This is a genomic window from Pseudoalteromonas luteoviolacea, assembly GCF_000814765.1.
GTDB classification, from domain to species: domain Bacteria; phylum Pseudomonadota; class Gammaproteobacteria; order Enterobacterales; family Alteromonadaceae; genus Pseudoalteromonas; species Pseudoalteromonas luteoviolacea_H.
In genome coordinates this window covers 670,477-694,270 of the sequence record NZ_JWIC01000010.1, presented here as the reverse complement: position 1 = coordinate 694,270, position 23,794 = coordinate 670,477, and the positions used below count along the sequence as shown (strand labels likewise).

General features: G+C 43.0%; 20 protein-coding genes. 11 read left to right on the top strand and 9 right to left on the bottom strand.

The annotated features are described in order from the left end of the window. Positions 1 to 300 precede the first annotated feature (300 nt). Positions 301 to 1,386, top strand: a complete 1,086-nt coding sequence (locus JF50_RS24645) for a sensor domain-containing diguanylate cyclase (protein ID WP_235423512.1) — start codon at positions 301 to 303, stop codon at positions 1,384 to 1,386. Here JF50_RS24645 and JF50_RS24640 read toward each other — a convergent pair. Then, entirely contained in the window at positions 1,383 to 4,811 is a 3,429-nt protein-coding gene (locus JF50_RS24640) for a PAS-domain containing protein (protein ID WP_039611906.1), read from the bottom strand. The two genes, JF50_RS24645 and JF50_RS24640, sit on opposite strands and share 4 nt — an antisense overlap. A 400-nt stretch (positions 4,812 to 5,211) precedes the next feature. Between JF50_RS24640 and JF50_RS24635 the strand changes: the two genes are divergently transcribed. The 10 genes from JF50_RS24635 to JF50_RS24590 all read left to right on the top strand — a co-directional run bounded on the left by JF50_RS24635 (position 5,212) and on the right by JF50_RS24590 (position 17,086). Continuing rightward, a complete protein-coding gene (locus JF50_RS24635; protein WP_039611905.1) occupies positions 5,212 to 5,475 on the top strand; it encodes a DUF4212 domain-containing protein in 264 nt (87 codons plus the stop codon). Between the two features lie 11 nt (positions 5,476 to 5,486). Next, a complete protein-coding gene (locus tag JF50_RS24630) occupies positions 5,487 to 7,211 on the top strand; it encodes a sodium:solute symporter family protein (RefSeq protein ID WP_039611904.1) in 1,725 nt (574 codons plus the stop codon). Between the two features lie 62 nt (positions 7,212 to 7,273). Further along, positions 7,274 to 9,121, top strand: a complete 1,848-nt coding sequence (locus JF50_RS24625; RefSeq protein WP_039611903.1) for a DUF294 nucleotidyltransferase-like domain-containing protein — start codon at positions 7,274 to 7,276, stop codon at positions 9,119 to 9,121. 4 nt (positions 9,122 to 9,125) lie between these two features. After that, positions 9,126 to 9,743: a 3'-5' exonuclease gene (locus JF50_RS24620; RefSeq protein WP_039611902.1), complete on the top strand. Its 618-nt coding sequence runs from the start codon at positions 9,126 to 9,128 to the stop codon at positions 9,741 to 9,743. Between the two features lie 162 nt (positions 9,744 to 9,905). Further along, positions 9,906 to 10,919, top strand: a complete 1,014-nt coding sequence (gene epd / locus JF50_RS24615; protein WP_039611901.1) for an erythrose-4-phosphate dehydrogenase — start codon at positions 9,906 to 9,908, stop codon at positions 10,917 to 10,919. 30 nt (positions 10,920 to 10,949) lie between these two features. Continuing rightward, positions 10,950 to 12,128, top strand: a complete 1,179-nt coding sequence (locus tag JF50_RS24610) for a phosphoglycerate kinase (protein ID WP_039611900.1) — start codon at positions 10,950 to 10,952, stop codon at positions 12,126 to 12,128. A 150-nt stretch (positions 12,129 to 12,278) separates the two neighbouring features. After that, positions 12,279 to 13,343 carry a class II fructose-bisphosphate aldolase gene (gene fba / locus JF50_RS24605; protein WP_039611899.1) on the top strand — a complete coding sequence of 355 codons (1,065 nt, stop codon included), beginning with the start codon at positions 12,279 to 12,281 and terminating at the stop codon, positions 13,341 to 13,343. A 616-nt stretch (positions 13,344 to 13,959) separates the two neighbouring features. Then, positions 13,960 to 14,649: a phosphate regulon transcriptional regulator PhoB gene (phoB, locus tag JF50_RS24600; RefSeq protein ID WP_023399796.1), complete on the top strand. Its 690-nt coding sequence runs from the start codon at positions 13,960 to 13,962 to the stop codon at positions 14,647 to 14,649. A 61-nt stretch (positions 14,650 to 14,710) separates the two neighbouring features. Next, on the top strand, positions 14,711 to 16,039 hold the full coding sequence (gene phoR, locus JF50_RS24595; RefSeq protein WP_039611898.1) for a phosphate regulon sensor histidine kinase PhoR: 1,329 nt from the start codon (positions 14,711 to 14,713) through the stop codon (positions 16,037 to 16,039). 78 nt (positions 16,040 to 16,117) lie between these two features. Beyond that, positions 16,118 to 17,086, top strand: a complete 969-nt coding sequence (locus JF50_RS24590; protein ID WP_039611897.1) for a PstS family phosphate ABC transporter substrate-binding protein — start codon at positions 16,118 to 16,120, stop codon at positions 17,084 to 17,086. Between the two features lie 81 nt (positions 17,087 to 17,167). On the opposite strand, the gene JF50_RS24585 is transcribed toward JF50_RS24590, so the two are convergent. From JF50_RS24585 to sfsA, 8 genes are all read right to left on the bottom strand, one after another. Further along, positions 17,168 to 17,404, bottom strand: coding sequence for a hypothetical protein (locus JF50_RS24585; RefSeq protein WP_039611896.1), 237 nt, complete (start codon positions 17,402 to 17,404; stop codon positions 17,168 to 17,170). Positions 17,405 to 17,589: 185 nt separating this feature from the next. Further along, positions 17,590 to 18,438, bottom strand: coding sequence for a pantoate--beta-alanine ligase (gene panC / locus JF50_RS24580; RefSeq protein WP_039611895.1), 849 nt, complete (start codon positions 18,436 to 18,438; stop codon positions 17,590 to 17,592). Then, entirely contained in the window at positions 18,438 to 19,232 is a 795-nt protein-coding gene (gene panB, locus JF50_RS24575; protein WP_039611894.1) for a 3-methyl-2-oxobutanoate hydroxymethyltransferase, read from the bottom strand. The genes panC and panB overlap by 1 nt, the downstream gene beginning before the upstream one ends. After that, positions 19,233 to 19,739, bottom strand: coding sequence for a 2-amino-4-hydroxy-6-hydroxymethyldihydropteridine diphosphokinase (gene folK / locus JF50_RS24570; protein ID WP_039611893.1), 507 nt, complete (start codon positions 19,737 to 19,739; stop codon positions 19,233 to 19,235). Then, the gene (gene pcnB / locus JF50_RS24565) at positions 19,736 to 21,085 is read right to left on the bottom strand and encodes a polynucleotide adenylyltransferase PcnB (protein WP_080760363.1); all 1,350 of its coding nucleotides are present in this window, start codon (positions 21,083 to 21,085) and stop codon (positions 19,736 to 19,738) included. Before pcnB ends, folK begins: the two co-directional genes overlap by 4 nt. A gap of 354 nt (positions 21,086 to 21,439) precedes the next feature. Beyond that, positions 21,440 to 22,405, bottom strand: coding sequence for a tRNA glutamyl-Q(34) synthetase GluQRS (gene gluQRS, locus JF50_RS24560; RefSeq protein ID WP_052262753.1), 966 nt, complete (start codon positions 22,403 to 22,405; stop codon positions 21,440 to 21,442). Positions 22,406 to 22,450: 45 nt separating this feature from the next. Further along, the gene (gene dksA / locus JF50_RS24555; protein ID WP_039611892.1) at positions 22,451 to 22,894 is read right to left on the bottom strand and encodes an RNA polymerase-binding protein DksA; all 444 of its coding nucleotides are present in this window, start codon (positions 22,892 to 22,894) and stop codon (positions 22,451 to 22,453) included. Between the two features lie 164 nt (positions 22,895 to 23,058). Next, positions 23,059 to 23,766 carry a DNA/RNA nuclease SfsA gene (gene sfsA, locus JF50_RS24550; RefSeq protein ID WP_039611891.1) on the bottom strand — a complete coding sequence of 236 codons (708 nt, stop codon included), beginning with the start codon at positions 23,764 to 23,766 and terminating at the stop codon, positions 23,059 to 23,061. Positions 23,767 to 23,794 lie beyond the last annotated feature (28 nt).

Below are 23,794 nucleotides of genomic sequence, written 5' to 3'. Positions count from 1 at the left end.
ATAGAAAGGCGAAGGTGTATAAGGCATTAACGCTTGCCCAACAGCAGCATAATAAATATGCCAGATCAAATTATAATATTTTATCTCTGAATGAGTCCCCTAATTGGGATAAATAGAGAGTGCTTTTTTATCTTATCGGCGTATTATTAATAGTGAAAGTAGCCAACGGTTATACTGGCATTGAATAGCGAGTGAGTGGTTAACCCAAGTTGGAGTCGATGGAGTCCAGGCTACATATGATGACAAGTGACCTAAAATAGGTTAATGGGTGTATAAACTAGATGTATTTGGGTGATGACATTGGCTGTTGATGTGAAAGAGTATGAAGGGGATATGCCGAATAATAGGCATAATGAACTAACACATGTAACACAGAGGCTAAGAAGGGTCTTATCAAAAGAGGTTGACGTTTCTGTTGGCCATCAGCAGTTTTTATCCGACATATTATTTGAAGCCAAGGCGTTGTTAAATGTAAGCCGTGTATCAGTGTGGCTGTTTGACGATGCTTCTACACCTGGCAAGCTTATTAATTTTGCCAATACAGATTGGAGTGGCCTGATCACTGGCCCGTTACCTGAGCTAAAAGTACAAGATTACCCAAATTATTTCCGTGCAATTGTCAACGGTGAAACTATTTCTGCCAGTGATGCGATGACAGATGCCAGAACCAGCGAATTCACAGAGGGATATTTAGTCCCCCAGCAGATCTGCGCATTATTGGATACAGCGATTTTTCAAAATGGGTTAGCGATTGGCGTTGTGTGTTGTGAAGGGCGCTTCGAACCGAGAGAGTGGCTGCAATGGGAAGTTGTGGCTGCAGAGCTGATTGCTGATTGTTGCAGTCGACGTCTGCTCGTGCATGAGTTGTGGCAAATGCAGCAAAAGCTGACTGAAATGGCATTTCAAGATGTCCTAACTGGACTTAAGAATCGTCGCTATTTGATGGATTACGCAAGAAGCGAGATGAGTCGTCACCAACGAGCGGATAGACCATTAAGTTTATTGATGATTGACTTAGACCGGTTTAAATCCATCAATGATAAATACGGCCATGATGGTGGTGATGAAGTATTGAAGCAATTTGCGGCTTGCTGTCACACGTTGGTGCGCACAGAGGACTGCGTGTGCCGTTTAGGTGGGGAAGAGTTTATTATTTTGCTCCCAGAGACTGAGGTGTCGTTAGCCATGAATGTGGCGCAGCGTCTGAAAGAGAAAGCAGCTGCATTAGCGGTAGAGTATGAAGACGAAATTATCCACTTTACCGTGAGTATTGGTGTGGCGAGTGTCAACCTGAATATGCCGTTTAGTCAATCTTTAAAGGCCGCAGATCAAGCCGTTTATCAAGCTAAAGCGGCAGGTCGCGACCAAATTAAGTTGGCACTTTAGCTAACACCTTGAGAGTGATTCAACAAGGCTTTGAGTTTCGCTGGTTTTAAGGGCTTAGTTAGGTAATGAATTTGCTGTGCTTTTACCTGTGACTTTAAAGCGTTTTCTCGTACTGCGGTTATCAAAACTGCCGGAATGTCATGACGCCAGATCGCTCTCAGTTTTTGTATCAACATCACACCATCGCAATCCGTACCTAGCTGATAATCCACCAATAAAATATCCGGCGCAGGATGACTTTGAGCATGTGTGATTACCTCATCGACCTGAGAAAATAATAAATGTTGAAGCTGCCATTTATTCAATAGGCTAGACATAGCCGCTAAGTTATTTGGATCATCGTCTATTGCAATGACTGATAAATCGCGTTTACTTCTTGATGGCGTGACACTCTTATCCGTTTGTATTTGCTGTGGTTCACCCAAGGGAACCTCAATAAAAAAACGACTGCCTGCAGAGATCTGTGAATGCATGTTCAGTGGAATACTCATTAAATCACACAGACGCTTGACTACGCCGAGGCCCAATCCCACGCCGCGGTTATCGCCAGCTTCTATTCGGTAAAAATCATTGAAAATTTTCTCTTGCTCACGAGGGGAGATCCCCGGGCCAGTATCCCATACTTCAATACGCAGACTATGTGCGCGCTTGCGACATGCTATGAGCACCGTGCCTGTGTCAGTATATTTTACGGCATTAGAAACGAGGTTTTGAATGACACGACGAAGGTATGTTATGTCGCTGTGCACTGTGTGATCCGTATTACGCACTTTAAGTGTGAGTCCTTTATCTTGGCAAAGCAGTACGTATTCATTCACCAACGGTTTGATAATGTCATTTAAATTAAAGTGCTTAGGGGTTGGCTGCATCGCACCTTGTTCTAATTTTGCAATATCGAGCAAAGAGGACATAAGGTGAACAGTCGAATCCAGACTATCTCCAAGTTTGCTCAGATTGCTTTGCTCGCTTTCAGGCAGCTTCTGTTCATCGATGGCGCCAAGATAGAGTCTCGCCGCGTTGAGTGGTTGCAATATATCGTGGCTTGCAAGCGCTAAAAATCGAGTTTTACTGTCATTTGCACGTTCTGCTTCTTTTTTAGCACTAACCAGATCTTGTTCTATTTTTTCTCGGGTGGCTATTTGCGCTTCTAAATCTTGATTAATTGCACGGATCTCCAAAGTCCTCGCTTCAATGCGGTTTTCCAAGTCCATATTGATTTCTTCTAGGGCATTTTGCGTTGCCATGTGCATGGTGATATCGGAAAAGCTCGTTACAAAACCGCCCCCTGGCAGCGGGTTTCCGGTCATTTCAAATACTTGGCCATTCTCTCTGTGTCTAATATAGTGGTGAGGCGTACCGTTTCGTAGGTGTTGCACGCGCTTCTCAACCAACTTGTCCAGTGTACCTGGACCACACTCTCCGCGCTGTGCGTTATATCGAATGATTTCCTCAATATCCTGACCAACTTGAAGGTAGCCTTGAGGGTATTCAAACATTTCATTGTAGCGCTTATTCCATGCGACTAGTTTGAGATCTTTATCAACAACCGATATACCATGACTGAGGTTTTCCAATGAGGTAAATAATAGGTTTTGGTTGAATTGCAGTGCCTGTGTGGTTTCATCGAAAAAGGTCACCACTTCTTCAAAGGCCATTTGCTTGCCGGAAGAAACGGCATGGATCAGCGCCTGTGCAGATGAGGCTCCGAGTACACCAGTGAGTGCTCGTTCACAAAAATTAATAAAGTCAGGTGTGGGTGTTGCGTTGTTTTCATCTATATCTTCATTGAGTGCATAGTGGCCAAGCAGTTGCTGACTTCGTTGAATTCCTAAAAAGGTTTGTAACAGGACTTTGAAGTCATAAACAGACGCTTTTACTTCTTTATTTAGTTTTTTTGCCAGTGCTGCTTGCTCTTTGGGCCTGACAAACGCGGTGGCTTGTAATTTATCAATAAGGCGTTCATATGCACCTAATGAAAAGCTAATATAACAGCTCACATTGGCGAGCAATGCGAGTAAGGTTCCGCGTGTCACAATAGATTGTTGGGTCTGATAATCAAGTAGTTCTGGCGCAGACACGATTGGCAGCAATAAAAAGAGCGCCCAACAAATTAACCCGGCAAGCAACCCTGCATAAACGCCATACGCATGACCTTTACGCCAGTACAAACCGCCCACAATGGCTGGTAGTAATTGGGTGACTAAAGAGAACGCGACCAACCCCATACTGGCCAGCGCTGCACCATGTCCGATCCATTGTTGATATAGATAAGCGAGCAGCAAAATAGCGCCGATAATGAAGCGTCGAACTAACAGGATTTGAGATTTATAGTTGCTGGTCAATAAGCTCTTTTTAAATCGCCTTTTAAGCAGCAAAGGCAAGACAATATCATTGGATAGCATGGTGCTGAGTGTAAGTGTCGCGACCACAATCATTGCCGTTGCAGCTGACAGCCCCCCGATAAACACAAACGTAGAAATGACTGGATAGTCAATACTCAATGGCAGCCCTAAAACAAAGCTATCTGCCGCAATATCTTGGCCAATATTGGGATGAATTGCGGCACTGGCGATGGGTATAATCATCAACGCAATCAACATCAAATATAACGGGAAAGCCCATCTAGCGGTATTTAAGTGAGTGCTATTTTGATTGTCCACTACAGTGACATGAAACTGCCTGGGTAAGCAAATAATGGCTGCGCCAGCCATGAGCGTCTGACCGACAAAGTTAAAGTCAGCAAAATTAAAGTTTTGCCAATGGGACCAAATAGATACTGTATTACTTTGCATAAACAGTGCTTGAACTGAGATATAGGCCACAGCAATTAAAGCGAGTAATTTAATGATGGACTCGAATGCAATGGCTAACATCAGGCCTGATCGGTACTCGGTGACATCGACTTTTCTTGCGCCAAAAAATATTGCAAATAAAGCCATCATTAGGGTACCTGTGAGTGCCAACATAGCACCCGAGATATTATCGTTTTGACGCAGTAACTCGAAGCTATTGGCGAGGGCTTTCAATTGCAATGCAATGTAGGGAATGGTGGCCAGCAAAGCAATTAAGGTGACCATGACGGCGGTCATTTGCCGTTTGCCGTATCGAGCACTGATAAAGTCAGAAATGGTGGTGATATTTTGCTTTTTACTCACCAAAATCAGTTTACGTAAAAAACCATGGCCGAACAAAAACAAGAGTGCGGGACCAAGTAGAATGGGGAAAAAATGCCAGCTACTGGCTGCCGCTGTTCCAACTGAGCCGTAATACGTCCAAGAAGTACAGTAAATCCCTAGCGCGAGCGCATAGACAAAAGGGTGATGGCTTATTTTTTGTGCCAATGGCGTGTGTTTATCTCCCCAGTTAGCCAGCCAAAATAATAGGCCAATATAGCTAAGGGCAACCAAAATAAGCGCAGCTGTCATCGTCGGTCCTAGTTGATGTGATTGATTCTGTTATCAAAGTCGATGATCGGTTTGAAGGTTAATCTTATCCGGCTTGGCATGAATAAGCCAGTGGACCGATTGATAAATATAATACGCTGAATATTAAGAACAATTGATATTTTATTGTGCTAATTAGACTAATGTCTTATACCGTATGAAGTGTTAATAAAATGCGCTTTCCAAAAAGCAAAAACAAGTTAACTTACTGATTTTAATATCTATTAAATATTTTCATGTTTTTTCAATTAGCAGTTTACGTAAACGTAATGTCATGTTTACGACTAAGGTCTCAATTCAATCTAGACAAGCCGTTGCTACAGTCAAAAGGTCAATTAATACCAACGCGTATTTACATTATGCGTTAAACGGGGAGTTAATCATGGCCTTTAAAAGTGAAGAACAAGCAAAAGCATATTGGTCAGAAAATCTAGCCTTGATGTTTAAGCTACTAGTAATTTGGTTTGTGGTGTCATTTGGATGTGGCATTTTATTTGTGGACGTATTGAACGAAGTACGTTTTTTTGGGTTTAAGTTGGGCTTTTGGTTTTCACAACAAGGTGCAATTTATACATTTGTTGCTTTGATTTTTGTCTACGTATCAAAAATGGATGCGCTCGATAAAAAATACGGCGTAGATGAGTAAGGAGCGGCATAATGGATGTTCAATCGTTTACATTTTTAATCGTAGGGCTGAGCTTTGCGTTATATATCGGTATCGCCATTTGGGCGCGTGCTGGGTCAACTAATGAATTCTATGTCGCCGGTGGCGGTGTGCCTCCAGTGGCAAACGGAATGGCAACCGCAGCGGATTGGATGAGTGCTGCGTCGTTTATTTCTATGGCGGGTATTATCTCTTTTGCAGGATATGATGGCGGTGTTTACCTAATGGGGTGGACTGGTGGTTATGTATTACTGGCACTCTGTCTGGCACCATATTTACGCAAGTTCGGTAAATTTACCGTACCAGACTTCATTGGGGATAGATATTACTCACAGGTCGCACGGGTTGTGGCTATTTTGTGTGCCATCTTTATTTGCTTCACCTACATTGCAGGGCAGATGCGTGGTGTGGGTGTCGTTTTCTCTCGTTTCTTAGAAGTTGATATTGAAACCGGTGTTTATATCGGTATGGTCATTGTTTTCTTCTACGCTGTGTTAGGTGGTATGAAAGGGATCACTTACACTCAAGTGGCACAGTACTGTGTGTTAGTGTTTGCTTACTTAGTACCGGCTATCTTTATTTCTATGATGATGACAGGTCATTTACTGCCACAAACCGGGTTTGGTGCAACGCTTGCTGATGGCTCAAACACCTATTTACTCGATAAACTCGATGGGCTCAGTACCGAGCTGGGATTTGCCCAGTACACCGAGGGATCTAAGAGTATGATTGATGTGTTTGCGATTACGGCTGCATTGATGGTGGGTACTGCGGGTTTACCGCATGTTATCGTGCGCTTCTTCACTGTGCCAAAAGTAAAAGATACGCGTATTTCTGCGGCGTGGACTTTGGTATTTATCGCCATTGTTTATACAACCGCTCCTGCCGTTGCTTCGTTTGCACGAGTCAACATGATAGATACGATTAATGGTAAAGATGGCAGTGGCACAGCATATGCCGAAGCGCCGCAGTGGGTGAAGAATTGGGAAAGAACAGGCCTCATCACATTCAATGATAAAAATGGTGATGGCAAAATGTTCTACTCTGCAGGTAAAATTGACGACCCTGCAAGTACAAATGAAGTTAAAATTGATAGAGATATCATGGTATTGGCAAATCCAGAAATTGCAGACTTACCTGCTTGGGTCATCGCTCTGGTTGCCGCAGGTGGTATTGCTGCTGCACTGTCGACAACCGCAGGGTTATTACTGGTTATCTCAACATCGGTGTCGCATGATTTACTCAAGCGCACGCTCAAACCGGACATCAGTGACAAGCAAGAGCTCATGGCTGCAAGGCTCGCGGCGATGGTGGCCATTGGGATCTCGGCCTATTTTGGCATAAACCCACCGGGATTTGTGGCATCGGTAGTGGCGTTCGCCTTTGGCTTGGCGGCAGCGAGTTTCTTCCCTGCGATCATTATGGGTATTTTCTCTAAACGCATGAACAAAGAAGGCGCCATTGCGGGTATGATTTCGGGTATTGGTTTTACAGCGGCGTACATTATTTACTTTAAATTTGTGAGTCCTGAGTTGAACGCCCCGGCAAATTGGCTATTTGGTATCTCACCTGAAGGCATTGGTATTATTGGTATGGTGGTTAACTTTGGTGTTGCTGCTGTGGTGATGAAATTAACTGCTGAAACACCAGAAGAGGTCAAGCGTATGGTCGATGGGATCCGCAATCCTAAAGGGTCTGGTGAAGCGCACGCGCACTAATCGATTCAAGGTAAATACATAGCCCAGCTTTTGCTGGGCTATTGTCTTTTTGAGGCAACCAAATGACACATTCTCATTCGGCGGTAACGGACGTTTTGAATTTTGTTACTGAGCAGCTCCCTTTTAGCGAGCTACCTGCGTCATGTGCGCATTTTTTCGTTAATCATACAAAGGTGGTTTACATCACGACTTTGAACCAGTCTGAATTGCTCAACTCAGATCAGAAGCATTTATATCTTGTGCGAACAGGGGTGTTTGATTTGGTAGACAATACAGGGGAGGTTGTTACGAGACTGGGAGAAGGGGATTATTTTGGTTATCCATCTTTACTGACCGGAGAAGATATTCAAAATCATCTTGAAGTTCAAACAAGTGGGCTTATTTTTTTGCTAGCACACGCTGATTTTGACTATTTGCGCCGCGAGTATCCTAAGTTTGAGCAGCATTTTGTTCGTGCGCATAAAAAGCGTTTATTATCGAGTCATTATAAAGAGCGTGGCCGGGGGTGGTCTGAGCGAAAAATAGCGACGTTAATGTGTAAAAAAGCGGTGACGATAGAACCGCAAGCCAGTGTTGTTGACGCGGCTAAAGTCATGCAAAAGGCGGGGGTGTCATCGGTCATCATCACTGAAAACTGCCAGTTGTCAGGTATTGTCACTGACAGAGATCTACGCAATCGTGTCTTGGCGGCAGAGCTTGATCCTAAAGCGCCTGTGACCAAAGTGATGACGCACGACCCTAAATTTATTTTTGAAAATAATCGCGCTTTCGCCGCATTACACTTGATGCTTAAACATAATATCCACCATTTGCCTGTACTCAACGAAGCGCGGGAACCTTTAGGCATGGTGACCAGTACGGATTTATTGCGCCAACAAAAGCACGATCCTGTACAGCTAATCGGGCAAATATATAAAGCCCACAGTTACCAAGAAGTGGTGCATTTGGCCAAGGAAATCCCTGCTTTGTTAAGAGGGTTTTCAAACACGGTTGAGGACATTTCTTTTATTGGTACATTGTTAAGTGGTTTAACAGATGCAATGACGAGTCGTTTAACGGAGCTATATATTAAGCAGCAAGGGGAGCCGCCGTGTGGTTTTTGCTGGATATGTTTTGGTTCCCAAGCGCGAGAAGAACAAACTTTGCACTCAGATCAAGATAATGGTTTGATTGTTTCAAATGCTATATTGCCCCATCAAAGAGCGTATTTTGCTGGTTTAGGGGAGTTTGTAACAGGGCACCTAATTAGTTGTGGAATTAAAGCCTGCCCAGGCAATATTATGGCGAGCAATGAGTTGTGCCGCGGTACGGTTAATGAATGGCTTGCACGATTTGAAAATTGGACTCAAACGCCAACACCACAGGCAATGCTCAATAGTAAAATTTTCTTTGACCGCCGTTTTATTATGGGGGATCAATCACTTTATCACATGCTCAATAAGCAGTTAAATAGTATGCAGACACAAGATCTTTTTTTTGCGGCTATGGCGACCGATATCAGTGTCAACAGTGTGCCGATTGGCCTATTTCAACAATTTAAATTACAACGTAATAAAAGAAAGCATGGTTACTTAGATTTAAAAACGCGTGGTGTGTCGATTGTAAATGATCTTGCCCGTATTTATGCCCTTAAATGTGGTGTTACTAAAGCCAATACACAGTCAAGATTAGAAGCACTTAAAGCGTTTTCAGTTTTAAGTAAAGAGGATATTTACAATTTACAAGATTGCTGGCGGTTTTTGACACAATTGCGCTTTAAAATACAAATCGAGGATTTAGATTTGCCTCCAAATTGTATTAACCCTGAACATCTCAGTTCATTAGAGCGGCATCAGTTAAAAGAAGCCTTTCATTTAATCAAGCAAGCTCAACAAGCATGCGTGTTTAAGTTTGCACGAGGAAGTTTATAGCACGATGAAATGGCTCATTCCAAACTTTATGAGAACGCGAGAGGATCCGCTTTGGGTAGAGAGTGAACTGGTGGTCGTTGATCTAGAATTAACAGGCCTTGATGTCAATTTGCATGAAATCGTGTCTGTGGCTTGGGTTGAGATAAATCAGGGAAAAATAGCGCTTCAAAGCGCACAATACAAGATAAACAAAGATGTGCATAAGTTAGCGCAAAGCCCTATTTATCATGGCATATCAGAACCGGAAATCGCTCAAAGCGGTGAGCATATTGAAATGATATTATCGACTTTGGCAAGGGTGTTAGATAGGAGAATACTCGTGTGTCATAACGCTTCACTTGATTGGGGATTTATACAAAAATACTTTGTTCAACATGGTCTATCGGTAAAACCCAAGGCCATTGTAGATACATTAAAATTAGAAAGGAAACGCTTATTACGAGCTCAGGAAGTAATCAGACAGGACCAGTTAACGCTGCCAGCTTGTAGAGTTCGTTATGGATTGCCTGCGTATCAAAATCACAATGCATTAAGTGATGCATTGGCCACAGCAGAGCTTTTATTGGCTCAAGTGGGTCAATTGGATAGTCAAAAGACCATAAAGCTGAGCAAACTCGTTTAAATTTACGTAGTTCACATTCTTTTTTTGGCACTTTGCCTCATATGAAGAAAAATTTTTGCATATCACTTACACATTTGTTCAAGGTCGATTACAATAGCGCCATCTTTACAAAGGAGTCTGAGTTACTTCTTTATTGCATGTAGAAAATGGGTCTTCTAATTAATGACAATCAAACTGGCAATCAATGGTTTTGGTCGCATAGGTCGCAATATTGTCCGAGCCCTCTTTGAGTCTGGGCGCCACAACGAATTTCAAATAGTCGCTATCAACGAGTTGGCAGATCCTGAAGGGATCGCGCATTTAATGAAGTACGACACCTCTCATGGTCGTTTCGCATTCCCAGTCAACCTGAATAAACCCTATCTAGAAGTCGCCGGACAACAAATTCAAATTTTTAACGAACCAGACCCAAGCCATCTACCATGGCATGCCTTAGATATTGACGTCGTGTTAGAATGTACAGGTGTTTATCACTCTCGGCAACACGCAGCTGCACACATTGCAGCGGGTGCAAAAAAAGTGCTTTTCTCTCATCCTGCAGACGCGGATGTTGATGAAACCATTGTGTATGGTATCAATGACGATAATTTAAAAGCATCACATACCATAGTCTCTAACGGATCATGTACAACAAACTGTATTGTTCCTGTCATTAAAGTATTAGATGATGCTTTTGGTATTGAGTCAGGTGCAATTACAACCATTCATGCGTCGATGCATGATCAACAAGTTATTGATGCATACCATAAAGACTTAAGGCGTACACGCGCAGCGAGCCAATCGATTATACCGGTTGATACAAAATTAGCGCGTGGTATTGAGCGCATATTACCTAAATTTAATGGTCGCTTTGAGGCAATTGCAGTCAGAGTACCTACAATTAACGTGACCGCAATGGACTTAAGCGTATCTTTGCAAAGCGATGTGACGTTAGAACAAGTTAATCAAGTATTGGGGCAGGCTGCCACTGGCAGGCTACATGGGATATTAGATTACACCGAAGAACCCTTAGTATCGGTGGATTTTAATCATGATCCTCATTCCAGTATTATTGATGGCACCCAGACCCGAGTGAGCCATAAACGTTTGGTAAAGGTGTTAGTTTGGTGTGATAACGAGTGGGGGTTTGCAAACCGTATGCTCGACACCGCAATGGCAATGATGAAAGCCTCTTAATTTTAGTATCGTTCTTTTAAGGAGATGTCCATGTCAGTCATCAAGATGGCGGATTTAGATTTAAACGGCAAACGCGTACTGATACGTGAAGATTTGAACGTGCCAGTGAAAGACGCAAAAGTGACGTCAGATGCACGCATTAAAGCATCTTTGCCTACCATTAAGTTAGCCCTAGAAAAAGGCGCTAAAGTAATGGTGATGTCGCACCTAGGTCGCCCAACGGAAGGGGAATACGATGCTCAGTATTCACTTCAGCCAGTTGTTGATTACCTAAATGATGTACTGGATCAAAACGTAAGACTTGTTACAGATTACCTTGATGGCGTTGAAGTTGCTGATAACGAAGTGGTTGTTTTTGAAAATGTACGCTTTAATAAAGGTGAGAAGAAAAACGACGAAGCACTTTCAAAGCAGCTAGCTGCACTGTGTGATATCTATGTAATGGATGCATTTGGTACTGCACACCGAGCGCAAGCTTCAACACATGGTGTGGGCTTATATGCCGATGTTGCATGTGCAGGTCCATTGTTAGCGGCGGAGCTGGATGCACTGGGTAAAGCGTTAGATAACCCTGCTCGTCCATTAGTCGCAATTGTTGGTGGCTCTAAAGTATCCACTAAATTAACGGTCCTTGATTCACTGTCAACAGTGGTTGATCAGCTGGTAACCGGTGGTGGTATTGCAAATACATTTATTGCAGCTTCAGGTAATCCAGTAGGTAAGTCTCTGTATGAAGAGGAGCTAATTCCAGAAGCACAAAAGCTCAGTGCTGCAGCACAAGCTAATGATGGTGATATTCCAGTGCCTACTGATGTTGTTGTGGGCAAAGAGTTCTCAGAAACAGCGGTTGCCGTTATTAAAGATGCTTCTGAAGTTGAAAGCGATGACATGATTTTTGATATTGGCCCTAACACAGCAAATGAGCTAGCTAAAATCATCGAGCAAGCGGGCACTGTGGTATGGAATGGACCAGTGGGTGTTTTTGAGTTTGATCAATTTGGTAATGGTACAGAAGCCATTGCACATGCAATTGCCAAGTCTAAAGCATTTTCGATTGCTGGTGGTGGTGACACACTCGCTGCGATTGATAAGTATGGCGTTGGTGATGAAATATCGTATATCTCAACAGGTGGTGGTGCTTTCCTTGAATTCTTAGAAGGTAAAAAGCTACCGGCAGTTGATATGCTAGAGCAAAGAGCAAAAGCATAAAAATTTAAGGAGGCTTTTTTGGCCTCCAACTATTAATCTAAACACTCTCTCACTCTTTGTTTAGATTAATAGCGGTTGTCATGCAACCAAACTAAATCTACCCCGTTCAAATAGATAGCTAAGTGCTATCAAAAATTGGAGAAAAGCAATATGGCTTTAATCAGTATGCGTCAACTTCTCGATCATGCGGCCGAGAATGGATACGGCGTTCCTGCCTTTAATGTGAATAACCAAGAGCAAATGCGTGCGATTATGGAAGCGGCTGATAAAACAAACAGCCCAGTAATTGTACAAGGCTCAGCTGGTGCTAGAAACTATGCTGGTGCCCCTTTTATTCGCCATATGATTTTAGCTGCTGTTGAAGAATGGCCACATATTCCTGTTGTTATGCACCAAGACCACGGCACCTCTCCTGCTGTGTGTCAGCGTTCAATTCAATTAGGCTTTTCATCGGTTATGATGGATGGTTCTTTGCTTGATGATGGTAAAACACCATCGACTTACGAATACAATGTGGATGTTACTCGTCGCACTGTGGAGATGGCGCACGCATGTGGTGTATCGGTAGAAGGTGAGCTAGGTGTACTAGGTTCACTAGAGACTGGTGAAGCAGGCGAAGAAGACGGCATTGGTGCGGTAGGCAAGTTAACGCAAGACCAATTACTTACTGATCCAGAAGAGGCTGCTGACTTTGTTAAGAAAACCGGTGTTGATGCCTTAGCGATTGCCTGTGGTACATCGCACGGTGCATATAAATTCACTCGCCCACCTACAGGTGATATTCTTGCGATTAACCGCATTAAAGAGATCCACGCACGCATTCCTGATACGCACTTAGTTATGCATGGTTCTTCATCTGTACCTCAAGAGTGGCTTGCCGTAATCAACGAGTTTGGTGGTGAGATCCCTGAAACTTATGGTGTGCCAGTTGAGCAAATCGTTGAAGGTATCAAGCACGGTGTGCGTAAAGTCAACATCGATACAGATTTACGCCTAGCTGCAACGGGGGCAATTCGTCGTCACTTGGCGCATAACCCAGCGAACTTTGACCCTCGTAAATATCTAGCTGAAGCGACAAAAGCAATGACTGAGATTTGTATTGCGCGCTATGAAGCGTTTGGTACAGCTGGTCAAGCTGCTAACATCAAGCCAATCTCTTTAGATGATATGCATGTTAAATACCTTTCTGGTGAACTTGCACCTAAAGTGAAGTAATTCGTGTAATCACACGTAAGAAAAGCCCCATAAGGGGCTTTTTTTTCGCGTTGGATATATGGGTTATGTTAATGGTGAAGTCATTAAACTGATTGATCAGGGGATGGGATCGTATTTTTACTAACCGAGCACGTCTGGATCATTAATTTACTAACGATCTCTTGGCGGGATCGATTTTTTACCAACTTGAACAGTGCTTGATCTTAATTATGAGTACTATTTTGCGCATTGTGTGTGGCTGATTTTCAAAAGATCAATCACTTAGTATTACCCAATATAAGAACTTGCCGTTTCAGTACGTATAGATCTGATCCTCAAAGGATCTACTAGGTAAGAAAGTGATCTCATAGCGGCAGACTTAGGAAAATAATGATCCCTGCGAAATGACACGATCTTCATAATTTTTTAATCTAAATATTTGTTGCGAAAAAAACACCATTATTCGATGCTAAGTGACGTTAAATGCAGATAAAATAGGAACAAATTGTATCTAACTTATTGAAACTATGTTCCTGATAAATGCATTAACGTTATATTATCAGGTAAACTTTCATAAAACTGTCATACTTAGTCATAATAATGAAACCGACTTCGGTAACGTAAGAGATAAATGGGAATGTCACGTAGAGTACTAGTAGTTGATGACGAAGCACCAATCAGAGAAATGTTGGTGTTTGTGTTAGAACAGAATGGCTTTCAAGCAATTGAAGCGGAAGACTATGATTCAGCGATTGCAGCCATGGTAGAGCCATACCCGGATATGGTGCTCCTAGATTGGATGTTACCTGGCGGTAGCGGTATCCAAATTGCGAAAAAATTTAAGCAAAGTGAGTATACTCGTCAGATCCCCATCATCATGCTAACAGCGCGTGGTGAAGAGGAAGACAAAGTTAAAGGATTAGAAGTAGGTGCAGATGACTACGTGACTAAGCCTTTTTCTCCAAAGGAGCTTATGGCGAGAATTAAGGCGGTAATGCGCCGTGTATCTCCTACATCGCTAGAAGAAGCGATAGAGGTACATGGTTTAAGGTTAGATCCGATTTCACATCGTGTTACCTCTGCAGGTAACGAGTTAGAAATGGGTCCGACTGAGTTTAGGCTGTTACACTTCTTTATGACTCACCCTGAACGTGTTTATAGTCGTGAACAGTTGCTAGATCATGTATGGGGCACTAATGTGTATGTTGAAGACCGCACGGTTGATGTACATATTCGTCGTCTAAGAAAAGCGATTGCACCACTTGGTCACGATAGGTTAGTCCAAACCGTTCGTGGTGCGGGTTATCGTTTTTCAAGTAAAGTATAAAGCATTAATTTATGCGCTGTGGTAGCGTTATCCTAGCGCTTAATCTTTAGGATCATTTTATATGTATAGAGTGATTGATAAACAGGCGTTATTAAAACGCCTGTTTTTGTATTTTCTGCCATTAACCCTCATCGGAATTTTGCTTGGTGCGCCATTTATATTGTTGTTTTTGGGTGCTTCAGTACTTTTATTTTGGCATTTTAAACAACTGTACAAGCTGAGTGATTGGTTGATCAATCAACGTAGTTTTAATCCGCCTGAGGGATCTGGCGCGTGGGAACAAATTTTTGAGGGGATCTATCACCTTCAGCATCGCAATCGTAAAAAGCGCAATGAACTGGCTGCGTTGATCCGTCGTTTCCGTGAAGGCGCGGAAGCGGTGCCTGATGCGGTGATTGTGATGCAGCAGGATCTGAGTATTATCTGGTGTAATCAGTTGGCACTTAAGATCTTAGGGCTGCAGTGGCCGACAGATCATGGCCAGCGCTTGGATAATTTGATCCGTGATCCCAAGTTTGTGAAGTATATGCAAGATCATGATTTTACGGATCCACTAGAACTTGAAAGCGGGCACAACGATGAGCGGGTATTGGAGTTTCGTGTCATGCCATATGCAGAGCAGCTGATGATGGTTGTGCGTGATATTTCAAGACTTAAAAAACTTGAGCAAATGCGCAAAGATTTTGTTGCTAATGTGTCCCATGAACTTCGCACACCTTTGACTGTGGTAACGGGTTATCTTGAGATGATGGAAGGCGACAATATGCCGCCGCCCGCTATGTGGCAGAAGGCACATTTGACCATGATCGAACAGTGTAAACGCATGGACAGTTTGGTGAATCAACTACTGTCTTTATCTCGCATTGAAGGGGACAGGGATCAGGGCAACGATAAAGCCGTGAATGTGCCTAATATGCTGCAATTGATCCAAACGGAAGCGCTTTCTCTCAACCAAGATAAGCATCATGAAATTGAATTCGATATAGACGACACTTTGGATATCAAAGGATGTATCGATGAGTTGCGCAGTGCTTTTTCAAATTTAGTATTTAATGCTGTCCACTATACTAAACCTAATGGGAAGATTTTAGTTAGGTGGTATTTGGAAGGTGAGAGCCCTGCTTTTGCTGTGACTGATAATGGTGATGGCATAGCGCCAGAGCACATTAACCGTTTAACTGAACGCTTCTATCGTGTAGATAAAGCGAGAAGCCGGAAAACCGGTGGTTCAGGATTGGGTTTGGCGATCACAAAACATGTACTTAGTCGCCATGATTCTCATCTGGAAATTAACAGTACATTGGGTGAGGGGTCGTGTTTTTCATTCTCCTTCCCGAAAGAAAAACGCATTTTTATGACACCGCCGGAAAGTCATAAAAGTGTCATTTAAGAGTAATTTTATTGTCATTAACTGAGCGCACAATGAGCATCAGGTAATCAAATGGGACGAACAATCGGAGTGACCCCAATGAAATTTAAAAGCTTAGTTGCCGCAATGGGTGTGGCTGTAACAACATTGGTATCAACGCAAGTATCAGCGCTTGATAAAAACCTACAAGAGTACAACAAGACCAGCGGTATTTCAGGTAACTTTTCATCTGTGGGTTCAGATACGTTAGCAAACATGATGACGTTTTGGGCAGAAGAATATAAGCGTATTTACCCTAACGTGAATATTCAAATTCAAGCGGCTGGCTCTTCTACTGCGCCGCCAGCTTTAACAGAAGCAACTGCAAACTTCGGCCCAATGAGTCGTAAGATGAAATCAAAAGAAGTTGAAGCGTTCGAAAAGCGCTATGGTTACAAGCCGACAGAGGTTCGTGTAGCGATTGATGCGCTAGCTGTTTTTGTCCATAAAGATAACCCGATTAAAGGTCTGCGTATTGACCAAGTAGATTCAATTTTCTCTTCAACACGTAAGTGTGGTGGAGATAAGCAAGTTGATCGTTGGAGCGACGTAGGTCTAAATGGTCCGTGGGCTGCAAAAGATATTCAATTATATGGTCGTAACTCAGTATCTGGTACATATGGCTACTTTAAGAAAAAAGCCTTGTGTAAAGGTGACTTCAGAAATAATGTAAACGAGCAACCTGGTTCTGCTTCTGTTGTACAGTCAATTTCTTCATCTGTAAACGCAATTGGTTACTCAGGTATCGGTTACAAAACGTCTGGTGTTCGTACTGTTCCACTGGCGAAAAAAGGCGATAACTTCGTAGACGCAACGTTAGAAAATGTGGCAACTGGTAAATACCCACTATCACGTTTCCTATATGTTTATGTGAACAAACACCCAAATAAACCGCTTTCTCCAATCGAAGCTGAATTCTTGAAAATGGTACTTTCTAAAGAAGGTCAAAAGATTGTAGAAAAAGATGGGTATGTACCATTAACAAGCAAAATGGCAAATCGTGAGCTTAAGAAGCTAGGCCTACTTTAAGTTTGAAAAATATACGTAAAAAGCCGCTCCTTGAGCGGCTTTTTTTATTGATAATGACACATCTGATTTGAATCCATTTATTTAATACTGCGCATTACTTATTTTTGTCAGTTCTTCCGCTTGTGCTTTGCAGGCATTGTATTTTTCAACACATTCGCCATTACATATCTGCCTTGTCATCGTTTGCTCAGTCGAGCTCATTGAGCAGTTTTGTTCACATTGAAAATTCTGTTGAGCACATTGCGTGAGTTCAGGTGAATTTTGTTGATTACTACAAGCAACTAAACCAAGCAATAAAAGGGGCAGCGCAAATCTCATAGTCGTTCCTATTAGTCAGCAGATAGAGAGTAAGATGTCTTATTTTAATCTTTTATACAGATTAAATTTAGCATATTTTTACAAAATGCTCTGTGTTAAGTATTCATCATTGAGCTTGGTGATGCGTGCAGGTTGGAGAGAGAGCTGTTAAAAGCGCCCACAATGAGCGCTTTCGCACAGTAATGTTATTGACCGACTTGCATATTGTCTATGAGCCTAACACTACCTAAAAATGCAGCTGCTAAAATAACAAAGTCACTGTCACTTGGTGTTGGTGGTTGAAGTGTGAACCTGTGTGCGACGGAGAAATAATCCGGCTTCAGGCCCGCTTTTTCAAGTTCTGCTTTGGCGTGTGCTTCAAGAGTTACAAAATCTCGTTCACCCGCTTCAAGCGCTTGAGCAGTTTTGGACAATACTTGATACAGGACTTTTGCAACGCCTTTTTCTTGCTCCGATAAGTATCCATTACGTGAGCTCATCGCCAGTCCAGAGACTTCTCTTTGCGTGGGCACACCAATAATTTCAATCGGCATAGATAAGTCATGAACCATGGTTTTAATGACTTGGAGTTGTTGGTAGTCTTTCTCTCCAAAACAAGCAAAATCAGGCTGTACTAAGTTGAACAGTTTGGTAACAACCGTAGCAACACCGCGGAAGTGGCCACTGCGACTGCCTCCGCAGTAGCCCTCTGAAACACCGGGCACATCCACAAAGCTCTGTGCGGCTAGGCCATTTGGATAAATGGTTTCAACACTGGGCGTAAACACAATATCGGTACCCAGTTCTGCGAGCCCTTGCTTGTCCTGAACAAGTGTACGGGGGTAGCTGTCTAAGTCTTCATTTTTACCAAATTGCATTGGGTTGACGAAGATACTCACGACCACTTTGTCTGCAAGGGTTTTTGCTTTTTCAACCAGCGAAAAGTGCCCCTGATGCAAATTGCCCATGGTTGGCACAAATGCAATACTGAGGTCCTGCTGACGCCACGCTTTTATCTGGCTACGTAATGACTTTATTTCAGTGATAGATTGCATCAGTTAAACTCGTGATCTTTACCCGGGAACGCGCCTGTTTTGACGTCGTCGCAGAATTTTTTAACCGCGTCTGGCATGTTACCCGTTTCGGCTAAGAAGTTTTTAGAAAATTTAGGAATATAGCCTGCTGAAATGCCAACTAAATCGTGCATGACTAAGATTTGACCATCGACTTCTTTCCCTGCGCCAATGCCAATAACAGGAATATTTACAGCGTCAGTAATGCGTTTCGCTAGGCTGGACGGAATGCATTCAATCACAAGCATTTGCGCACCTGCGGCTTCTAATGCCTGGGCATCTGCAATCATTTGTTGCGCTTGCGCTTCCTCGCGGCCTTGTATTTTAAATCCACCAAATACGTGTACAGATTGCGGTGTGAGACCTAGATGACCGCAAACAGGAATACCCTGTTGAGTAAGGAGCTTAATCGAGTCGACAAGCCATGTACCGCCTTCTAGCTTGACCATATTTGCGCCGCTGCGCATTAAAGTCGCTGCATTTTCGCAAGCTTGTGCAGGGTTGGAATAACTCATAAATGGCATATCAGCAATCACAAATAGTTCTTTGGCGCCTGCTCTGACACTACGAGTGTGATAGGCAATATCAGCAGTTGTCACTGCGAGTGTGTCATCACCGCCTTGTAATACCATGCCAAGTGAGTCACCAACTAAAACAACATCAACGCCATTATCGTAAAAAAGCTTCGCAAAGCTGGCATCGTAAGCCGTTAACGCTGTGATTTTTTCACCTTGTTGCTTTTTCTTAGCCAAGGTTGAAACCGAAACTTTAGCCATTTAAAGTGTCTCCTTTGTTTCTTTTTTAGGTAGGGTGGTTAGGCCATTTTTTGGTAAACTCTCAGCAACTTGCTTGAGTATTTGACCATTAGGGAGTACCAGTTGAGGGGCTAACTCTAATAGTGGGAATACAACAAACTCTCTATCGCACAGGCCATAATGTGGCACGGTTAGACGAGGGGTAGAGATAACTTCATTGTTATACAATAAAATATCTAGATCCAGGGTTCTTGGACCCCAGCGCTCATCTTTACGCACTCTACCTTGACGTAGTTCAATATCCTGTAATTGATCTAACAATGCTTCTGGCTCTAATGCAGTTTCAAATCTCGCAACTGCATTTACATAATCAGGTTGATCTTGCGGGCCCATAGGTTTTGAGCCGTAAAAACTAGACACTTCCAGTGTATTAATCGCTGGATGTGTGCTTAAGGCATTCACCGCCTTAACGAGTTGTGCTTGAGGATCAACTAAGTTTGCCCCAAGCCCGATGTACACTATATTCATGAATCTTGTTTTGGCTTTCTACGTGGTTTATTACGATATCTGCGTTTTGGGCGATCTTTCTGGCCGAGGTTTTTCACCATGTCTTTTTGTCCGCTGACATCTTGCTTGAGATATTCAGTCCACCAATCAGCTAATGGTTGTTGATCAGACTCACCACTTTCAACACGCAATAATAAGAAATCATATGACGCTTTAAACTTAGGCTGCAGGCTTAATCGATATGCGCGTTGTCCGCTGCGTCTATCTAAGCGCTGCTGAATATGCCAAATATCTCTCGCACCTAAAGTAAAGCGCTTTGGTACCGCAACTCTTTGCGCATTTTCGCTGAGCACCTGACTAATTGCCTGCATAAATGCATCATATTCAGTAACACCTTGTTGCTCTAGCAGCGCAGCACGCTTACGTAATGGGAACCAAAGCAGCGCTGCATAGATGAACGCGGGAGTGACTTTTTTGTTGTTATTAATGCGTGCATCAGTATTGGCGAACATTTGTTGCACAAAGCGTCTTTCAAATTCGCTTTCGTCTTGCTCAAGGATCTCTTCAAGGGTTGGGAAAAGTTGCTTGAATAGCCCCAGCTCTCGGAGCATGAGAAAGTTTGCTTCGGCTTTACCACCTAAAAATAACTTAAGGGTTTCCTCAAATAGTCTTGCCGGCGGAATATTACCAAGTAACGGCGCTAGCTCAGAAATGGGGTTGAGTGTTGCCGGTGCGATCTCCATATCAAGCTTAGTTGCAAAGCGCACTGCACGCAGCATTCTGACAGGGTCTTCACGATAACGTGTTTCAGGGTCGCCAATCAACTCAATGCGTCTGGCTTTAATGGCTTCGATACCACCGGCAAAGTCACGTACGCCAAAATCATTGACTGAGTAATACAAAGCATTAATTGAGAAATCGCGACGCTGCGCATCTTCTTCAATTGTGCCATAAACATTGTCGCGCAGTAATTGGCCCTGTTCACTGGCTTTGCTGGTTGGGTCATCGCCTTTGCTGGATTGATGATGGCCACGCATAGTTGCAACTTCGATGACTTCACGGCCAAACACAATATGTGCTAGCCTGAATCGCCGTCCAATTAGGCGGCAATTTCTAAACAGGCGCTTGACTTCCTCTGGTGTTGCGTTTGTTACAACATCAAAATCTTTTGGTTCTATCCCTAACAAAATATCCCGAATACAACCACCGACAAGGTATGCGTCATAACCGCCGTCTTTTAATCGATATAATACTTTGATTGCATTGGGGCTAAATTGTTTACGTGAGATGTTGTGCTCACTGCGCGGAATAATTTGAGGCGTTGACTTGGCCTCAACTGTTCCCGTCGCTTGCTTGGCACCGACAATTTGCCTACACAATTTGAATATTTTAGAAATAATAACCACTCTCCTAACTACTTTGAGTCCCCACCCGTAGCATCATTTATACTGATATTTTCATCTCGCATACTGCTTTATTTTTTCTAAAGTGTAGGCGAAGTCATAAGGCTCGCTATCATATACTCAAACGCCTTAAAATTGAAGTTTCAGAGGTGAAATAGCGATTAAATTTTCAACCAAATTGAATGATATGAATTGCCAATGAGCCATAGCTGTTTGTTTTCTTGATAGCAATAACAATCGCAGCGCTCATAATAAGAGAAGTTACTTGAATTGCGGTGAGATTCACCATTTAGATCATAGAGTAGAATGCGTGAGGCGTTACAGAGGCTGGAATTGGTATTCGAACTCACTGAGTTGATTCACTTGAATTTCTCTGTGCTGAGGGAGGCTCGCTCGCTGGTAAACATGGGTTGCCCAGTTGAGTGCATCTGCGACCTCGTCTATGTGATTAAGCTCGGTGCTGTTAAAACCTAAAAATGCTAATGCAGCTTTCAATGCTGGCAAGGGCGCTTTATTGTCAATTGCGGGGGCATGATTTTGTTTGGATAGTTTAAATCCGGGTTCAGCGACGGCCAGTGGCACGTGTAAATAATGAGGGGGCGTATGTCGTAATTGTTGAAATAAGCTTAACTGCCGTGCGGTTGGCTCGAGTAAGTCAGCACCGCGTACTATATGGCTAATTTTTTGTTCCATATCATCGACCACAACAACCAATTGATATGCATAAAGGCCATCACGGCGTTTCACGATATAGTCTTCTTGAGCGATGAGCTCAGGGATAGAAACATGACCTTGCAGCGCATCTTCAAATTGGTATACCGGAAAGTTTTGCTTTAACCGCAGCGCATTGCTATCAAATCGGTTTTGTGAAGCACGGCAGTGGTTATCATAAAATCCGCCCCGTTGTTTAATTTGTTTACGTGTACAGGTACATGCATACACATCCGAGTTGGACATTAAGCCAGTTAAGACTTCTTGATAGAGCACGTGTCTTTGGCTTTGATAAACGACTTCTTCATCCCAATACAACCCATACGCTTCAAGCGTGGCAAGAATATCATCAGCGGCACCTCTAACAACGCGAGGTGTATCAATATCTTCCATCCTGACTAACCATTGGCCATGGTGCGCCTTTGCATCAATATAACTGGCAAGTGCCGCTATCAAAGAGCCAAAATGAAGTGAACCAGAGGGGGAAGGAGCAAAACGTCCACGATAAACGGAAGATGTACCCAGAGCAGACAATTTGGTTTGCTCTGGGTATAGTGTCTTTGGGGTCTGCATAACTGACGAGTTTAACCTATCGATTGTACAGGTTAAATACTCGGACTAACCTCGACCTTGTTGCTTTTCTTTGATCTCAGCCAGTGTCTTACAGTCCACACACAAGTCTGCTGTTGGACGTGCTTCTAAGCGGCGGATACCAATCTCGATACCACATGAATTACAAAAACCGAAGTCGTCTTCTTCAATTAATTGTAGCGTCTTTTCAATTTTCTTGATCAGCTTACGCTCGCGGTCACGTGTACGCAATTCAAGTGAAAACTCTTCTTCTTGCGCTGCACGGTCGACGGGATCAGGGAAATTTGCCGCTTCATCTTGCATGTGGGTCATGGTGCGATCGACTTCGTTACGAAGGTCGTTGCGCCACGCTTCTAATATTTTTTTAAAATGAGCTAGCTGTGCCTCGCCCATGTATTCTTCGCCCGGCTTTTCTTGGTAAGGTTCTAAACCGGCCTGAGCCAATAACCCTAGTTTTTTCTGGTCTGGCATAGCATTCTCCTAAATCCTTAATAAACAACCCCAGCTAACGCCGGCGGCTATAAATAGCAAAATCTTCAACCCTTAGCAAACACTTTTTGCATTGTCCCTGTTATAAAACAAGCCGTTGGGATGAGGTTTTTAACGGCAGTGATATGAGGGTGAAGTTTTTTTTTTCAAGTATCTAACACGGATACTTGTTCAATTACTTTCACCTCTTCGGGTGTCACTTGAGCTTTATATGCATATATTTCAACCCCTTCGCTTCTCGCTTGGGTCAACAATTGAGCATATTTTTTATCAATATGGGCAGCAGCTCGGACTGAGTCAATGCCGTTATGCATAACTATAAATAATAGCACGGCACGCTTACCCTGATGTTTTATATGGATCAATTCTCTTAGATGCTTTTGACCTCGTACAGTTTCAGCATCAGGGAAGTACCCTTTCCCTTCTTCGAGTAGTGTGACTGACTTCACTTCGACATAGCACTCAGGTTTGTCATCACTAGAGAGTAAAATATCAATACGACTGTTCTCATTGCCGTACTTTACTTCACTGCTGATGTCTTGGTATTCAGTCAGCTGTTCAATACAATTTTGTTCAATTGCTTCATAGGCCACCTTGTTAGCCATTGCCGTATTGACACAAATAAGGTGACCTTGGTTGTCTTGCGTAAGCTCCAATGAGTGTGGGTATTTTCGCTTTACATTGTCACTGGTTGAGTAATACGCCTTAAACCCGCGCTCTGCACACCCAGTCATTTTACCTGTATTAGCACAGTGCACTGTGAACTCTTCACCATCATTATTACGTAGGTCGACTAAAAATCGTTTATAACGCTTTAGCAAGGTGGCATTTTGAAGTTGGGATGAAAATTTCATTGTTTAGTCGCATTCGTTTTGGGGCTAT

Coding starts and splice junctions, on each gene's coding strand:
- dksA (WP_039611892.1), bottom strand. CDS start 22,894: ATGCCAGACCAGAAAAAACTAGGGTTATTGGCTCAGGCCGGTTTAGAA.
- epd (WP_039611901.1), top strand. CDS start 9,906: ATGACAATCAAACTGGCAATCAATGGTTTTGGTCGCATAGGTCGCAAT.
- JF50_RS24610 (WP_039611900.1), top strand. CDS start 10,950: ATGTCAGTCATCAAGATGGCGGATTTAGATTTAAACGGCAAACGCGTA.
- sfsA (WP_039611891.1), bottom strand. CDS start 23,766: ATGAAATTTTCATCCCAACTTCAAAATGCCACCTTGCTAAAGCGTTAT.
- gluQRS (WP_052262753.1), bottom strand. CDS start 22,405: ATGCAGACCCCAAAGACACTATACCCAGAGCAAACCAAATTGTCTGCT.
- phoB (WP_023399796.1), top strand. CDS start 13,960: ATGTCACGTAGAGTACTAGTAGTTGATGACGAAGCACCAATCAGAGAA.
- folK (WP_039611893.1), bottom strand. CDS start 19,739: ATGAATATAGTGTACATCGGGCTTGGGGCAAACTTAGTTGATCCTCAA.
- JF50_RS24625 (WP_039611903.1), top strand. CDS start 7,274: ATGACACATTCTCATTCGGCGGTAACGGACGTTTTGAATTTTGTTACT.
- JF50_RS24635 (WP_039611905.1), top strand. CDS start 5,212: ATGGCCTTTAAAAGTGAAGAACAAGCAAAAGCATATTGGTCAGAAAAT.
- JF50_RS24640 (WP_039611906.1), bottom strand. CDS start 4,811: ATGACAGCTGCGCTTATTTTGGTTGCCCTTAGCTATATTGGCCTATTA.
- JF50_RS24620 (WP_039611902.1), top strand. CDS start 9,126: ATGAAATGGCTCATTCCAAACTTTATGAGAACGCGAGAGGATCCGCTT.
- JF50_RS24590 (WP_039611897.1), top strand. CDS start 16,118: ATGAAATTTAAAAGCTTAGTTGCCGCAATGGGTGTGGCTGTAACAACA.
- fba (WP_039611899.1), top strand. CDS start 12,279: ATGGCTTTAATCAGTATGCGTCAACTTCTCGATCATGCGGCCGAGAAT.
- panB (WP_039611894.1), bottom strand. CDS start 19,232: ATGGCTAAAGTTTCGGTTTCAACCTTGGCTAAGAAAAAGCAACAAGGT.
- panC (WP_039611895.1), bottom strand. CDS start 18,438: ATGCAATCTATCACTGAAATAAAGTCATTACGTAGCCAGATAAAAGCG.
- JF50_RS24630 (WP_039611904.1), top strand. CDS start 5,487: ATGGATGTTCAATCGTTTACATTTTTAATCGTAGGGCTGAGCTTTGCG.
- phoR (WP_039611898.1), top strand. CDS start 14,711: ATGTATAGAGTGATTGATAAACAGGCGTTATTAAAACGCCTGTTTTTG.
- JF50_RS24585 (WP_039611896.1), bottom strand. CDS start 17,404: ATGAGATTTGCGCTGCCCCTTTTATTGCTTGGTTTAGTTGCTTGTAGT.